Source organism: Mycobacterium parmense, from assembly GCF_010730575.1.
Taxonomy (GTDB): domain Bacteria; phylum Actinomycetota; class Actinomycetes; order Mycobacteriales; family Mycobacteriaceae; genus Mycobacterium; species Mycobacterium parmense.
The window spans coordinates 1418267-1432583 of sequence record NZ_AP022614.1 but is presented as its reverse complement, the minus strand read 5'-3'; the positions used below and the strand labels follow the sequence as shown (position 1 = coordinate 1432583).

Below are 14317 nucleotides of genomic sequence, written 5' to 3'. Positions count from 1 at the left end.
TTCAGCCGTCGACCCGGGCCATCGACCGCGCCGGCCCCAGCACCACCGGCAGCGACGACCAGCCCCGCAACACCCGCGTGTCCCGCCTGCTTCCGGTGCCCGCGGCTCGCGCGCCGGGGAAACGGTCGAAGAAAGTGCGTAGCCCCACCTCGCCCTCGGCGCGCGCGAGGGCGGCCCCCAGGCAGAAATGCCGGCCCCCGGAGAACGCGAGATGCTTTCCGGCGTTGGGCCTTTCGATGTCGAAGCGGTGCGGGTCGGGGAATACCGACGGGTCCCGGTTGGCGGCGGCCAGATACACCACCACCAAATCGCCACGGGCGATCGTCATGCCCGCCACCTCGACGTCCTTTCGGGCCACCCGCGCGGTCAACTGCACCGGCGAGTCCAGCCGCAGGATCTCCTCTACCGCGTTGGGCCACAAGTCGGGACGCCGGCGCAGCGTGTCCAGATGCTCCGGGCAGTCCAGCAACATGCGAATCCCGTTGCCCAGCAGGTTGACCGTGGTCTCGAATCCCGCCGCCAGCACCAGGCCGGCGATCGCGTGGAGTTCAACATCGTCGAGACGTGTTTCGGCAGAACCACTTTCGGCCGTCCGAATGAGCTGACTCATCAGGCTGTCGTCGCTGGGGTCCTGCCGCAGCTGGCGCAGGTGGTCGGCCAGCCAGAAGTTGAACCCCTCGATGCCTTCCTGGACGGTGCGGTACTGCCGCCACGGCAGCCCGATGTCCAGGCTCGGGGCGGCCAGCTCGCCGAACTCCAGGACCCGGGGCCGGTCCTGCTCGGGCACCCCCAGGATGTCGCTGATGATCGCGACGGGAAGTTGCGAGCAGTACCGCCCGACGACGTCGACGACTCCGGCCTGGCCCGCCAACTGATCCAGCAGCTCATCCGCGGTGTGCTTCACCCGGTCGCGCAGTGCGGCGACGGCGCGGGGCGTGAACACCGCCGACACGGTCTTGCGGTAGCGGGTGTGATCCGGCGGTTCGACGGCGAGCAGCGACGGCGCACGCAGCGGGTGCAGCAGGTTGTCGCGCGTGCGTTGCTCCAGCCAGCGCAGCGGCGCCGGCAGGTTCGAGCCCATGTTGACCACGCGGAAGTCCTCGGACCGGAGCAGCTCGTGGGCCAGCGAGTGGTCGGTGGTCAGGTAGTTGACGCGGCCCTTCACCAGGGTGCCCTGGGCCCGCAGCTGCTCGTAGAACGGCACCGGGTCGGCGGCCACCCTCCGATCGGCGATCAGCCGGGACTGCATGTCCCCGCGCCGCGCCCCGACGGCCGCGACGCCACGAATGAACCCGTGCATCGCAAGCCAGTGCAGTCGTTCTTTCACCGAACCTCCCCAGGGGTGAGTTGTCACCAAGCGTAGGCCGCGGCCGCGGGTGTCAGCACTCGGCGGTGATCTTGAAGTCGGTGGTGATCACCTTGTCGGGATTGCTGCTGCTGATGCCGTAGGCGCTGCCGGCGATCGTGTAGGCGTCGTTGGTGACGTCGGCGTGGGCGTCGCCCACGCCGCCCTGCCAGAAGCTGCCGGTGAACCCGTCGATGTTGCGGATCTTCACCCATTGCGGCATCGCCCGGTAGCCGCTGAGCAGCACCACCGCCTCGACCTGGCCGTCGTGGTCACGGATGTCGATGGTCCGGTACGACTGCTCCTGGCTGCACGAGGGTGCACGCGTCGTGTGGGTGGTGCCGTCGATGGTCAGGCGTGCGGATTTGCGGGACATTGTCTGCGGTTGCCCGCAACCCGCGGCGGCGGCGATCAGGACAAGGGCGACGGGGAGCACTCGACTGCGCACTCGTTCACCCCCTTGCCTGTTCGGGCATCAGCGCGGGCAGGGACTTGCGGATGCGACCCCGCACGAACTCCGGGCGCAGGCCCTTGAGGACATCGATCAGCCGGACGCTCCCGGGGACATACCAGTGCAGGCGCGTCGGATGGTGGTAAGCCTGCCATGCGGTTTCGGCCACCGCGGTCGCGGGCATCAGCCGGAACATGCCCTTCTTGGGTGCGCCCGCCCGGAGGTCCTCCGCACTCATCGGCGCCGCCGGGGCGTCGCCGGAGTGGTTGGGCGTGGTCGTCAGGATGGCGGTGTCGATCAGGCCGGGCAGCACGTCGGCTACCCGCACGCCGTGGCGTTGCCATTCCACGCTGAGCGCCTCGGTCAGGCCCTTGACCGCGTGCTTGGTGGCCGAGTACACGGCGATGCGCGGCATGCCGTACGTCGCCGAAGACGACGACGTCGAGAACATGAGGCTTCCGGGCGCCCGTTTGAGGTAGGGGAGAGCGCCGTAGGCGCCGGTGAGCACGGCCTTGAAATTCACCTCGACGACGCGCATCGCCGCGTCGTACGGCACGTCTTCGAAGAATCCCGATTCCCCGATGCCGGCGTTGTTCCACATCATGTCCAGCCCGCCGCCAGGGTTGCCGCCGCAGAAATCGGCCAGTGCGCCGTCGAGGGCCGCCTTGTCCGTGACGTCGACGGCGCGGTTCCACAACCGGTCGGCGCCGAGTTCGTCGCGCAGCGTCGTCAGGCCGGCGTCATGGCGGTCCACCGCGCCCACCCGCCAGCCGTTGCGGTGGAACAGCTTTGCACCCTCGCGCCCCATGCCGCTGCCCGCGCCGGTGATGAAGACCGATTGCACTCAGCCCGCCTCGACCACGTCTTTGATGCGGTTGAGCGTCTTGGTCATGTCGCGGACATTGCGGCGCTGACGCAGGAAGCCGCCGAACAACCAGTACAGCCCCAGCCAGGGCGCCGGGCTCAGGCGGAAGGACTCGGTCACGTCGGTGCCGCCGCCGCTGGGCGCCAGGCGGTAGTGCCAGTTGTTCACCGCCCGGTCGCCGAGGAGCACCGTGAAGCCGAATTCGCGGCCGGGTTCGCACGCGGTCACCTCGCACGTCGTCCAGTACACGGGCCCGATCTCGTTGCGCCGGACGTGACCGCGAAACCTCGCTCCCACGGCGGGACCTGCGGCGTCACCGAGCCACTCGGACTCGAACACTTCCGGTGAGAAACGCGGGGTGTTGCGCACGTCGGCGATCAGATCCCAGATCTTGGCCGCGGGCGCCGCCATATGAACGGTTGCCGAACCTTCCATGGGCTGATCCAAACACAGCTTGGTGTCAGGACCTAGAGCCCGACGGATGTTCGACGCGGTCGCCCGTCAGTGCGGGACGGCCGCCTGGATGAGCCCGTTGATGATCTGCTTGATGCCCTGGGCGGGGTGCGAGTACCAGGCGATCGGGAGGCCGGATTCGGCGCCGCACTTCGGCCACGGCTCGACTCCCTCATCGGCGAAAAGGCGATTGGCCACGGCGATTTGCTCCTCCCGGGAGGCGTCCGCGGGATTGCCGACACCGCCGTACCGGGCCCAGGTGCCCGGCTTGAACTGCAGTCCACCGTATTCACCGTTGCCGGTGTTGGCGTGCCAGTTGCCGCCGGACTCGCATTGCGCGATCGCATCCCAGTTCGGGCCCACCGGGGCCGGGGCCGCGTGGGCCGCGCCAGCCGACGAAGTCAATGAGGCTGCAACTAACCCGCCGGCCATCACTGACGTGACGAGAGGCTTGCAGATTTTTCTCATGGCAGGAATTTCGGCGCGCGTGTCCAAAGCGTTACCCATTTGAAAATGGCGCGAGATTGGCTGTCTATCTGCGGAAATCGGCTTATGCGCAGGAAAGTCAGATGTTAGGAATTGATGAGGAAAAATTAAATTATCACTGGCAATATGAGCGCGTTGCCAACGAAAGCGCCCGCTGATAAAGGTCGTCGAGCTGCCGGGCCCGGGTCACCGCGCGCGTGGCGGCGGCCAGCAGAGACGGGCAACCGGGCGAATGCAACGCGTCCCAGCCGGTCACGATCTGCGCCAGCATGGTCTGGTTCAGACCGTCGATGTCCGACCGCGATGCCGACAGGTCCGCGGCACTCATGACGGGCGCCGTGGCGGGATCCAGCTTCCAGTCCGCGAACCGCCGGTATTCGATGGCCTCGGTGGCGTCGATCTGATCGGAGAAAACCCGGGTCACGTAGGCCGGGTCGGCATGGCGCTCGGCGGCGTCGGCGCCCAGTGCGGACAGTTCCTGATCGACCCGAGCCGGGTCCTCGATGGCGGCGTGCGTCGTCCATTTGAAGGCGGCCACCGCCTCGGCCACCTGCAACCGCTGTGCGGCGGCGTCGACCAGGGCCGTCAGTGGGTTGCCGGCGTCGCCTGGCGCCGGTGCCGCCGTCGCGACGACCAGGGCACCGAGCAGCCCGCACCACGAGACCAAGACGATTCGGCGGCGTGGTCGACAGCGGTCGCGGACCATGCCCATCATTGTGTCGTGGAGTTGGCCTGACGTGCCCGCGCCCCGAAACGTCGGGAGTGCCGACAAACCCCGTCCCGGCGCGGGCGGAGACTGGCGGCGCAGCAGGGAGTTCCGGGCCCTACTGGGCGCGGCGCTCGCCGGTCCGCTGATGCTGGCGGGGGCCTTCCTGCTGGTGGGCCGGCTGCATTCGACGCCCTCGGACGTCCTCGACCATCCCGTCGATCCCGTCACCGACGAACAGTCGGCCGCCCAAGTGATCGACTCGGCCAGACAGATCGTCTCGCTGACCGGCCTGAAGACCCAGTCGGCCGGCTACCTGCTGATGTCCTGCAGAGACCGGGAAAACCCGCCCTATCAGGGAGCGGTGTATCTCACCTTCACGCTCGCGGCCGACGCACACGCCGACAGCTATTTCGAGACGATCGCGTCGACGTTGCACACCCATGGCTGGACCGAGGGGCTCGCGCCCAACAATCACGCTTTGGCCAGCACGCTGACGCGCAACGGCGTCACGGTGACGATCTATCGCCGCGACGACGATCCCGGCCTCGGGGTGGCGCGGATCTATGGTCAGTGCCGGAACATGAACGATCACCGCGCCGACACGACGTGGATCGACGTGACCGACCGGATCACGAAAGCGGGCTGACGGGGCCTTGTCGAGGCCCCGACGCACTGCTGCGCCCGACGACAGTCAGGCGCAGCAGTGACCCCGTGCGAAGGCGGTTATCCGCCGCCACCCGGCGTCGCGCCCAGGGTGCCCTGCAAGTCGCCCTTCATCGCGTTCAACTGCGCGCCCCAGTACTCCCAGCTGTGGGTGCCGTTGGCGTTGAAGTTGAAGGTGGCGTTGTGGCCGCCGGCCGCGTTGTAGGCATCCTGGAACTTCAGGTTGCTGCTGCGCACGAAGTTCTCCAGGAACTCGGCGGGCATGTTGGCCCCGCCCAGCTCCGAGGGGGTGCCATTGCCGCAGTAGACCCAGAGGCGGGTGTTGTGCGCGACCAGTTGCGGGATCTGCACCGTGGGGTCGTTGCGCTGCCAGGCGGGGTCGCTCGACGGGCCCCACATGGCGTCGGCCTTGTAGCCGCCCGCGTCACCCATGGCCAGGCCGATCAGCGACGGTCCCATGCCCGACGAGGGGTCCATCAGGGCCGAGAGCGAACCGGCGTAGATGAACTGTGCCGGGTGATAGACGGACAGGATCATCGCCGAGGACCCGGACATGGAGATGCCCACCGCGGCACTGCCGGTGGGCTTGACGCTCCGGTTCGACGACAGCCACTGCGGGAGCTCGCTGGTCAGGAACGTCTCCCACTTGTAGGTGCTGCAGCCGGCCTTGCCACAAGCAGGCTGGTACCAGTCGGCGTAGAAGCTGGACTGACCGCCGACCGGCATGATGATCGACAGGCCCGATTTGTAGTACCACTCGAAGGCCGGGGTGTTGATGTCCCAGCCGTTGTAATCGTCTTGGGCGCGCAATCCGTCGAGCAGATAGACCGCCGGTGAGCCGTTGCCGCCGCTCTGGAATTGGACTTTGATGTCGCGGCCCATGGCCCCGGACGGCACTTGCAGGTATTCGACGGGCAGACCGGGGCGGGAGAAGGCTCCGGCGGTCGCCGCTCCGCCGGCGAGACCAACCAGGCCAGGGAGGGTGACAGCCGCTGCCGCACCGACCAGAAGCCGGCGCCCCCAGGCGCGGAAACGCTCACTCACGTCTGTCATACCTGCCCCTTGTCCGTATGTGATCGTGGTCTCATTGAAATTTACCGGGTAAAGAGGCCGAATGTCGATCGGGGCGCGAAGCGGTCTCAATTTCGTATCGCTTTGTGGCGCGATATTCGCGTCGTGGACAACGCGATAGGCGTGCCCCCCGAAGACGGCGGCGCGGTGGTGCGCCCCCATCGCGACGGTTGGGCAAAACTCCTGGCAGACGGCCCCGGGGGACGTCGTCGCGGAGCCCGCACGCGTGCGGCAGCAGTGCAAACCCGGTCCGATCGCGATCGGGAAAGCGGGCCTGAACCGATCGCCGCAGCGGCAATCGGCGGGGGCCGACGCGGCGCGAATTTGATGCATTCGACATGAGTGCGTCACGGGCGGGACATGGACACCGGCGCGACGGCGGCCGCGTCCGGTCCCGCGGGATGCTGACGTTCGTCTGTGAGTTGTCGGGGGATCGCAGAACCGGGGCAGCCGAACTTGCACCGACCGCGTAGGCTCTGACCGAGCAATCGATGGGAACCACACAATCCCGGTCCGTTCCGGCTCTCACGAACCACCGCACCAGAGGACTCACTGTGCGTTGCGGTGCGGCTGATGGCGTCGGAGACCGGACCAATTTGAGGTGCAAATTTGGACACGGTACTTGGGCTCTCAGTGACGCCGGCCGCCTTCGGGTGGGTCCTCGCTGAAGGACACGGCGCAGACGGGACCATCCTGGATCATCAGGAGCTGGCGCTGCAGGCAGGGCGCGGCGTGCAGGCAGTGAGTACCGCGGAGCAGGTCGCCGGCGAGGTGCTGCGGATCGACGCGGCGGCGACCCAGAACGATCGCCGCCTGCGCGTCATCGGCGTGACCTGGAACGACGAAGCGGCCGCCCAGGCGGCGCTGCTGATGGAGGCGCTGACCGACGCGGGCTTCGACAACGTCGTGCCGGTCCGGCTGCTCGAGGCCGTCGAAACCCTTGCACGGGCTATCGCGCCCGTCATCGGTTATGACCAGACCGCGGTCTGCATCCTCGAACACGAGTGGGCGACCGTCGTCATGGTCGACACCCACGAGGGCGAGACCCAGACGGCGACAAAACAGGTGCCCGGCGGATTCGACGGGCTCAAGTCCTGGTTGACCGGGATGTTCTCACGCAAGGGTTGGCGACCGAGCGGCGTGGTGGTGGTCGGCGCCGGTGACGACCTCAATGCGCTGTCCTGGCAGCTCGAAAAGTCGGTTCCGGTACCGGTTTTCGCGCAGGCGATGGCTCAGGTGACGGTCGCGCGCGGCGCGGCGCTCGCCGCGGCTCGCAGCACCGACTTCACCGACGAGCAGTTGGTGGCGCGCCCGGCGGTCCAACCCGTGTCCGAGCCGGCGGCGCCGCGCAGGCTGTCGTACGCGGGGGCGGTGACTGCGCTGGCGGCCGGAGCGGTCACGTTCGTCTCCTCGCTGTCGCTCGCGGTCGGCATCCAACTGGCCCCGCACAACCAGGCGGCATCGAAGCACGCCTCGCATGCGACGCCGCCACCGGTCGCCGAGGCGCGCACGCCGGCCCTGGCGCCCGCACCGGCGCGGCCCGCACCGGAAGCCGCGCCGGCCGACCGGTCGAAGGCCCCGGCAGAAGTGCCGGCCGCCGAATCGGCCGCCCCCGAGGAGCGGCCGAGCCCTCCGTTCGCTCAGCAGCCCGACCCCGTCGACCGCCAGCCTTACCTGACCCGGGTGCTCGAGCACATCCCCGGCGACGCAGGCGGCGGCGACCCCTCGGACGACTCGGCGCCGCACCCGCAGCCCTGAGTGCCGCCGGACGCCGGTCAGTCGTTCTTGGCGTGGACGGCGGTGAAAGACACCGTCACGTCGTCGGCGACCTGCAACGAGCCCATCAACAGCGAATAGGGCTTGATGCCGTAGTCGGACTGGCGAACGGTGGATTCGGCGGACATCCGCCACGAGTCGCCGAGATCCTCTGCGCGCAAATCAATTACGTGTTCGCGCGCCATTCCCCGGATCTCGAGTTCACCGGTGAGGCGGTAGCCGGTGACACTCTTCTCGACGACGTTCGCGAGGAAGCGGATTCGCGGAAAGCGGGCGGCGTCCAGCGATTTCATCGCATTGGACCGGATGACCGTCTTCTCGGGACCGGACAGCCCCTTCACGCCCCCCTCACCGCGTAGCACCTCGAGCGAATCGGTCTCGACCGACAGCTCCGCGGTCGCCGGGTCGCGGCCGGACCAGGTGACGGTGGCCCGCCAGCGCGTCATTGCGATGGTGAGACGATGACCCATCCTGGCCGCGCGGCCCCGCACGCCCGTGCGGAGCTGCAGCTCACCGTCGGACGGGTCCAGTGTCCAGTCGGCCATCGAGGTCCCGGCGCCCGACGACTTCACATGGTCAGGACGGTTCGGTAATGCGCTCGCCCCTCCTCCAGGGCCGCATAACCTTCGGCCGCCTGCGCCAGCGGGAGCTCCTCGATCCACGCCCGCACTCCGGACAGGACCGCGAAATTCATGGTGTCTTCGATCTCGCTGGCGGTCCCGGACGGGTGACCGACCACGCTGAGGCCCGGCGTGATCAGCTGGAGAGGGCTGACCGGCAACGGTTCGGTGGTGACGCCGATGGTGACGAGTTCACCCCGCGGTTGCAGGCCGCCGACCGTGGCGGCCATGGCCTTCGAGGCGCCGGCGGTGCCCAGCACCACCGCGACCCCGCCGAGGTCGTTCAGCGACTCGGCGACGTCGCCGTCACTCGCGTCGACGTAGTGGTGCGCGCCCAGCTTGAGGGCGTCGTCCCTTTTGGCGGTGCCGCGGTTGATCGCAATCGTCTCGAAACCCATCGCCCGGGAGAACTGCAGACCGAGATGGCCGAGCCCGCCGACGCCGAGGACCGCCACCCGATCACCCGGCAAGGCTTTGGTGTGGCGCAGCGCGTTGTAGGTCGTGACACCCGCGCAGCCCATCGGAGCGGCTTCGGCATCGGACAGCTCTGACGGGATGCGGGCCAGCGCGGTGGCCGGCACGGTCACCGATTCGGCGTAGCCACCGGGATAGTGCCAGCTCGGCACCTTGCCGTTGACGCAGTGAATGAACAGGCCCTTGCGGCACTGTTCGCAGTGGTTGCAGTTGCCACCGAACCACCCGACGGCAACGCGATCGCCGGCATGGAAATCCTCGACGCCGTCGCCGACCTCGGCGATGGTGCCGGCGATCTCATGGCCGGGGGTCAGGGGCCACGTCAGCTCGGGGAACGCGCCGGCGACGAAGTGTGCGTCGGTGCCGCAGATTCCGCAGGCCCGCACGTCGATGCGCACCTCGCCGCGCGCCGGTGGCGTGGTGTCGACCTCGACGAGATCCAGCGGTGCGCCGGCGGACTTGACGTGGACTGCTCTGTGCTTTGCCATGCGGTTGAGGCTAGTGCGCGACAGGCGATTTCGCTGTCCCATTGCCGTTGTAGTCGACCTGCCAATGCTTGATGCCGTTCAACCACCCCGACCGCAGCCGTTGCGGTGTTCCGGCCGATCGCAGGTTCGGCATCGTGTCGGCGATGGCGTTGAACATGAGGTCGATCGTCATGCGCGCGAGGTTCGCACCGATGCAGTAGTGCGCGCCGGTGCCCCCGAACCCCACGTGCGGGTTGGGGTCGCGCAGGATGTTGAACGTGAAGGGGTCGTCGAACACGTCCTCGTCGAAATTGGCCGAGCGATAGACCATTACGACGCGCTGGCCCTTCTTGATCTGCACGCCGGACAGCTCGTAGTCCTGCAGCGCGGTGCGCTGGAACGACGTGACCGGGGTGGCCCACCGCACGATCTCGTCGGCGGTCGTCGCGGGACGTTCCCGCTTGTACAGCTCCCACTGGTCGGGGAAGTCGGTGAACGCCATCATGCCCTGGGTGATGGAGTTGCGCGTCGTCTCGTTGCCTGCGACGGCGAGCAGGATGACGAAGAACCCGAACTCGTCGTCGGAGAGCTTGTGGCCGTCGACGTCGGCCTGGATCAGCTTGGTGACGATGTCTTCCCCGGGGTTTGCCGCCCGGTCGGCGGCCATCTGCATGGCGTAGGTGATGAGTTCGATGGAGGCGCCCATCGCGTCGTTGCGGGCGAACTCGGGGTCCTGGTCGCCGACCATCTCGTTGGACCAGTGGAAGAGTTTCTTGCGGTCCTCGTGAGGCACACCCATCAGCCCGGCGATGGCCTGCAGCGGCAGTTCGCAGGACACCTGTTCGACGAAGTCCCCCGAGCCCTCGGCGGCTGCGGCTTCGACGATCCGCTGGGCGCGCTCCTTGAGGTCTTCGCGCAGCCGCTCGACGGCGCGCGGCGTGAAGCCGCGGGAGATGATCTTGCGCAAGTGGGTGTGCTGCGGGGCGTCCATGTTGAGCAGCACGAATTTGCCGGTCTCGCGCTGCTCGCGGACCGTGCCCTCCTTGTAGCGGGGCAGGGCGGTGTTCTCCAGGCTGGAGAACACATCGCTGCGCCGCGAGATCTCCTTGACGTCCTTGTGCTTGGACACCACCCAGAAGCCGCCGTCGTCGAATCCGCCGACGCCGTCGGGCTGCTCGTTCCACCAGATCGGCGCGGTCCGCCGCAGCTCGGCCAGTTCCTCGACCGGCAGCCGCTCCTTGTGGATGTCCGGGTCGGTGAAGTCGAATCCGGGCGGCAGATTGGGAACCGGCGTGGCGGTGGGCTCGACGGTGGGCTTCAGAGTTGACACGGCCACTCCTCGATACGAAGTCGTCTAGGCGTCCTTGTGCAAGGAAACCACTGCTGCACCACCGATGGGAAGCGTTCACTCGAGATCGCCCGGAGCAAACTGAAACGTGTTCCGGTCCGCACTTGCGGGAGCCGGAACCAAAACGCCTTGTGCCCGATGTCCCGCTGGATATGCTCTGATGCAGGTCACCGGCGGCACCGGAGCCCGGTGACGTGAGGCGAGGGGTGAAGCATGATTCGCGAACTATTCGCCGCCGCCGTGGTCACGGCCGGCGCGATCGCGGTGGCGCCGTGCGCGGCCGCCGGATACGACGGCGACGTGCCGGGCATGAACTACCAGGCTTCGCTCGGCGCGCCGTGCGACAACTACGAGCGCTTCATCTTCGGCCGGGGTCCCAGCGGACAGGCCGAGGCGTGCCACTTCCCGCCGCCCAACCAATTTCCCGCCGCCACGATCGGCTACTGGGTGATGTCGTACCCGCTCTACGGGGTCCAGCAGGCCGGCGCCAAATGCCCCGGCCCGCAATCCGCGGCCCAGTCGCAGGCCGGACTGCCCATGCTGTGCCTGGGAGACCGGGGATGGCAAGAGGGATGGTTCACCGGGGCCGGGTTCTTCCCGCCCGCCGGCTGACGGTTCCGGCGGTGGACCGCGGCCGGCTCGTCGAAGCGCAGGTCCCGCGCTGGCTGCGCTTCGTCCTCGCGTCCGACCGGGCCGGGTCGGCCTGGTACGTCGGGACCGGCTTCTTCTTCGCGCCGGCGCTCGCCGTCCTGTCGCCGTGGCCCGCCGTCACGGCCGTCCTCTGGGCGATCATCGGGCTGGCCGGCCTGTGGCTGGGCCTGCTCGGCATCGCGATGGCCGTCGGGCTCGCACGAATCTTGCGTTCCGGGGCCGAGATTCCCGAGGACTATTGGCGCGCATTGGTGAATTACTGAGGCCGGTGCGCGACGTCTAGAGTCGTATCGAAACGTCCGGCAACAAGAGGAGACTCCGATGGGCTTCAACGCCAGAGACGCAGTCGACGCGGCCAAGGACATCGCGACGAACGCGGTTGAGAAGGCCTCCGACATCGTCGAACACGCCAGCGACATCATCCGCGGGGATCTCGCCGGCGGCGCCAGCGGCATTGTTGCGAATTCGATCGACATCGGTACGTACGCGGTGGACCGGGCCAAGGAGGTCTTCACCGGCCGGGACGTCGTCGACGACGAGTAATCGTCGACGGGGCCCGCTCAGACGGTCGCGGCCTCGTTCAGCTCGTCGAGCCGGTTGGTCGCTTCCAGGTACTCCTGCACCCAGCGTTCGATGACAGTCGACGTCTTCTCCACCTTGTTGAACTGTCCGACCACCTGGCCAACCGGGTTGAACGCGACGTCGACCGACTCGTTCGGGTATCTGTTGGTGGCCCGCACGGCCATCCCGGAGACCATGTACTGCAACGGCATTCCCAGGGGCTTCGGGTTGTCCGGGGCCTCCCAGGCCTCGGTCCAGTCGTTGCGCAGCATGCGGGCCGGCTTGCCGGTGAAGGAGCGGCTGCGCACGGTGTCGCGGCTGCCGGCCTTGACGTAGGCCGCCTGCTGCACCGGGGTGTTGGAGGACTCCTCGACCATCAGCCACTGCGAACCGGTCCACGCCCCTTGCGCACCCAGCGCCAGCGCGGCCGCGATCTGCTGGCCGCTGCCGATGCCGCCCGCGGCGAGCACCGGTACCGGCGCGACCTCCTTGACCACCTGCGGCCACAACACGATCGAGCCCACCTCGCCGCAGTGTCCGCCGGCCTCGCCGCCCTGCGCGATGATGATGTCGACGCCCGCGTCCGCGTGCTTGCGCGCCTGCGAGGGCGAGCCGCACAGGGCGGCCACCTTGAGGCCGGCCTCGTGGATGTGCTTGATCATCTCCGCCGGGGGAGTGCCGAGCGCGTTGGCGATCATCTTGACCTTCGGGTGCTTCAACGCCACCTCGACCTGGGGCGTGGCGGTCGCCTCGGTCCACCCGAGCAGCTGCAGGCTGTCGCCGTCGCTGTCCTCGATCGGCACGCCGTGGTCGGCGAGGATCTTCTTGCCGAAGTCCAAATGCTCCTGGGGGACCATCTTGCGCAGCGTCTCGGCCAGTTCCTCCGCCGACAGGTGCGAGTCCATGCCCTCGTATTTGTTCGGGATGACGATGTCCACCCCGTACGGGTGGTCGCCGATGTTCTCGTCGATCCAGTTGAGCTCGATCTCGAGCTGCTCGGGGGTGAAGCCCACGGCGCCCAGCACGCCGAAGCCCCCGGCCTTGCTGACCGCCACCACCACGTCGCGGCAGTGGGTGAACGCGAAGATGGGAAACTCGATGCCGAGCTCATCGCAGATGGCGGTGTGCATGCCTACTCCTGTGACGCCGGGACAAATTGGAACGTGTTCTAGTTTAGTACGGAGCCCGTTGACGTGGCCAGGGGGTCCCGCCCCGGGCGCTTCGACTATTGGCCGTACGGCGCCGGCAAGCGCGCGCCGGCGGGCCCGCAGGGTCAACCCGGCACCGTCGGCCGCGCCGGCGAACCCGGCCGACGGCCCCGGCAACCGGGCCGGGTCATGGCCCCGGCGGGAACGAAATCCCAACGCGCCCAGCTGGATTGCCGTGACGGCGGCGATCGGATGGCTCATCGGCCGCCCGGTGGGTCGTCGGCGTGCCGGTAGCAGCCCCCGATAAACGCCGGCCCGGGCGGGGCGTCCGCGGTCACCAGCCAAGCGCGTGCCGGCCGGCCCTGGAACAGGTTCTATCGCGCCAACGGTCCAGGTAGCCTCAGCCGTCATGGGACGCGTTGACGGCAAGGTTGCACTGATCAGCGGTGGCGCCCGGGGCATGGGCGCCTCGCACGCGCGACTGCTCGTGGCGGAGGGCGCCAGCGTGGTGCTCGGCGACGTCCTCGACGACGAGGGCAAAGCCCTCGCCGACGAACTCGGCGCCGCGGCGCGATACGTGCACCTCGACGTGACGGAACCCGAGCAGTGGGCAGCCGCCGCCGCGGCGGCGGGTGCCGAGTACGGCACGCTGAACGTCTTGGTCAACAACGCCGGGATCGTCAACTACGGCCCGCTCAAGACGTTCGACCTGTCCAAGTGGCAGCGGATACTCGATGTCAACGTCACCGGGACGCTGCTGGGCATCCAGGCCGCCATCGATCCGATGATCGCCGCCGGCGGCGGGTCGATCATCAACATCTCGTCGATCGAGGGCATGCGCGGCGCGGCCTGGGTGCACGGCTACGTGACGTCGAAGTGGGCGGTGCGCGGCCTGACGAAGTCCGCCGCGCTGGAGCTGGCACCTCACAACATCCGGGTCAATTCGCTGCACCCGGGATTCATCCGCACGGCCATGACCGAGAAACTTCCGCAGGACATGCTCAACATCCCGCTGGGCCGGCCCGGCGAGCCGCAGGACGTGTCGGCGTTCGTGCTCTTTTTGGCCAGCGACGAATCGGCGTATGCAACCGCCGCCGAGTTCGTCATGGACGGGGGCCTGATCGCGGACGTCTCACATAAATCCGGATAGCGGCGTGGCGCCCGGCCGGCACGCGCGACCCTTGATCCGCCGCGTCCGTACCGGGTAGCGTGATCCTGCCAATTACGAA

At 68.2% G+C, this 14317-nt stretch carries 17 protein-coding genes; 6 read left to right on the top strand and 11 right to left on the bottom strand.

What is annotated here, in order from left to right; genetic code table 11:
* Position 1: 1 nt before the first annotated feature.
* From G6N48_RS06585 to G6N48_RS06560, 6 genes are all read right to left on the bottom strand, one after another.
* A complete protein-coding gene (locus G6N48_RS06585) occupies positions 2 to 1327 on the bottom strand; it encodes a cytochrome P450 (protein ID WP_085271195.1) in 1326 nt (441 codons plus the stop codon).
* A 52-nt stretch (positions 1328 to 1379) separates the two neighbouring features.
* Positions 1380 to 1793 (bottom strand): lipoprotein LpqH, encoded by a 414-nt coding sequence (locus G6N48_RS06580; RefSeq protein ID WP_085271194.1) that lies wholly within the window; start codon positions 1791 to 1793, stop codon positions 1380 to 1382.
* Between the two features lie 4 nt (positions 1794 to 1797).
* On the bottom strand, positions 1798 to 2640 hold the full coding sequence (locus G6N48_RS06575) for an SDR family oxidoreductase (protein ID WP_085271193.1): 843 nt from the start codon (positions 2638 to 2640) through the stop codon (positions 1798 to 1800).
* Complete coding sequence (locus tag G6N48_RS06570) at positions 2641 to 3114, bottom strand: SRPBCC family protein (protein ID WP_139825963.1); 474 nt, start codon at positions 3112 to 3114, stop codon at positions 2641 to 2643.
* A gap of 48 nt (positions 3115 to 3162) precedes the next feature.
* A complete protein-coding gene (gene rpfC, locus G6N48_RS06565) occupies positions 3163 to 3621 on the bottom strand; it encodes a resuscitation-promoting factor RpfC (protein WP_197745586.1) in 459 nt (152 codons plus the stop codon).
* A gap of 94 nt (positions 3622 to 3715) precedes the next feature.
* Positions 3716 to 4306: a chorismate mutase gene (locus tag G6N48_RS06560; RefSeq protein ID WP_085271211.1), complete on the bottom strand. Its 591-nt coding sequence runs from the start codon at positions 4304 to 4306 to the stop codon at positions 3716 to 3718.
* A 148-nt stretch (positions 4307 to 4454) separates the two neighbouring features.
* Here G6N48_RS06560 and G6N48_RS06555 point away from each other — a divergent pair, with 148 nt between their 5' ends.
* Complete coding sequence (locus G6N48_RS06555) at positions 4455 to 4955, top strand: hypothetical protein (protein ID WP_085271210.1); 501 nt, start codon at positions 4455 to 4457, stop codon at positions 4953 to 4955.
* A gap of 77 nt (positions 4956 to 5032) precedes the next feature.
* Here the strand turns inward: G6N48_RS06555 and ag85B are convergent, their stop codons facing one another.
* Positions 5033 to 6025, bottom strand: a complete 993-nt coding sequence (gene ag85B / locus G6N48_RS06550) for a diacylglycerol acyltransferase/mycolyltransferase Ag85B (protein ID WP_085271191.1) — start codon at positions 6023 to 6025, stop codon at positions 5033 to 5035.
* A 627-nt stretch (positions 6026 to 6652) separates the two neighbouring features.
* Between ag85B and G6N48_RS06545 the strand changes: the two genes are divergently transcribed.
* Positions 6653 to 7801, top strand: coding sequence for a DUF7159 family protein (locus tag G6N48_RS06545; RefSeq protein ID WP_085271190.1), 1149 nt, complete (start codon positions 6653 to 6655; stop codon positions 7799 to 7801).
* Positions 7802 to 7818: 17 nt separating this feature from the next.
* Here the strand turns inward: G6N48_RS06545 and G6N48_RS06540 are convergent, their stop codons facing one another.
* The 3 genes from G6N48_RS06540 to G6N48_RS06530 are packed head-to-tail and all read right to left on the bottom strand — an operon-like array spanning position 7819 to position 10701.
* A complete protein-coding gene (locus G6N48_RS06540) occupies positions 7819 to 8364 on the bottom strand; it encodes a YceI family protein (protein WP_085271209.1) in 546 nt (181 codons plus the stop codon).
* A 23-nt stretch (positions 8365 to 8387) separates the two neighbouring features.
* On the bottom strand, positions 8388 to 9401 hold the full coding sequence (locus tag G6N48_RS06535; protein WP_085271189.1) for an alcohol dehydrogenase catalytic domain-containing protein: 1014 nt from the start codon (positions 9399 to 9401) through the stop codon (positions 8388 to 8390).
* Positions 9402 to 9411: 10 nt separating this feature from the next.
* Positions 9412 to 10701: a cytochrome P450 gene (locus G6N48_RS06530; protein ID WP_085271208.1), complete on the bottom strand. Its 1290-nt coding sequence runs from the start codon at positions 10699 to 10701 to the stop codon at positions 9412 to 9414.
* Between the two features lie 240 nt (positions 10702 to 10941).
* Here G6N48_RS06530 and G6N48_RS06525 point away from each other — a divergent pair, with 240 nt between their 5' ends.
* Genes G6N48_RS06525 through G6N48_RS06515 form a run of 3 tightly spaced genes read left to right on the top strand, consistent with a single transcriptional unit; the run spans position 10942 to position 11922 of the window.
* On the top strand, positions 10942 to 11340 hold the full coding sequence (locus G6N48_RS06525; RefSeq protein ID WP_085271188.1) for a hypothetical protein: 399 nt from the start codon (positions 10942 to 10944) through the stop codon (positions 11338 to 11340).
* On the top strand, positions 11289 to 11642 hold the full coding sequence (locus G6N48_RS06520) for a hypothetical protein (RefSeq protein ID WP_408632578.1): 354 nt from the start codon (positions 11289 to 11291) through the stop codon (positions 11640 to 11642). Before G6N48_RS06525 ends, G6N48_RS06520 begins: the two co-directional genes overlap by 52 nt.
* 58 nt (positions 11643 to 11700) lie before the next feature.
* Positions 11701 to 11922, top strand: a complete 222-nt coding sequence (locus G6N48_RS06515; RefSeq protein WP_085271186.1) for an Rv1893 family protein — start codon at positions 11701 to 11703, stop codon at positions 11920 to 11922.
* Positions 11923 to 11939: 17 nt separating this feature from the next.
* On the opposite strand, the gene G6N48_RS06510 is transcribed toward G6N48_RS06515, so the two are convergent.
* Positions 11940 to 13070 (bottom strand): nitronate monooxygenase, encoded by a 1131-nt coding sequence (locus G6N48_RS06510; RefSeq protein WP_085271185.1) that lies wholly within the window; start codon positions 13068 to 13070, stop codon positions 11940 to 11942.
* 427 nt (positions 13071 to 13497) lie between these two features.
* Here G6N48_RS06510 and G6N48_RS06505 point away from each other — a divergent pair, with 427 nt between their 5' ends.
* Positions 13498 to 14238: a glucose 1-dehydrogenase gene (locus G6N48_RS06505; protein WP_085271184.1), complete on the top strand. Its 741-nt coding sequence runs from the start codon at positions 13498 to 13500 to the stop codon at positions 14236 to 14238.
* Positions 14239 to 14317: the final 79 nt, after the last annotated feature.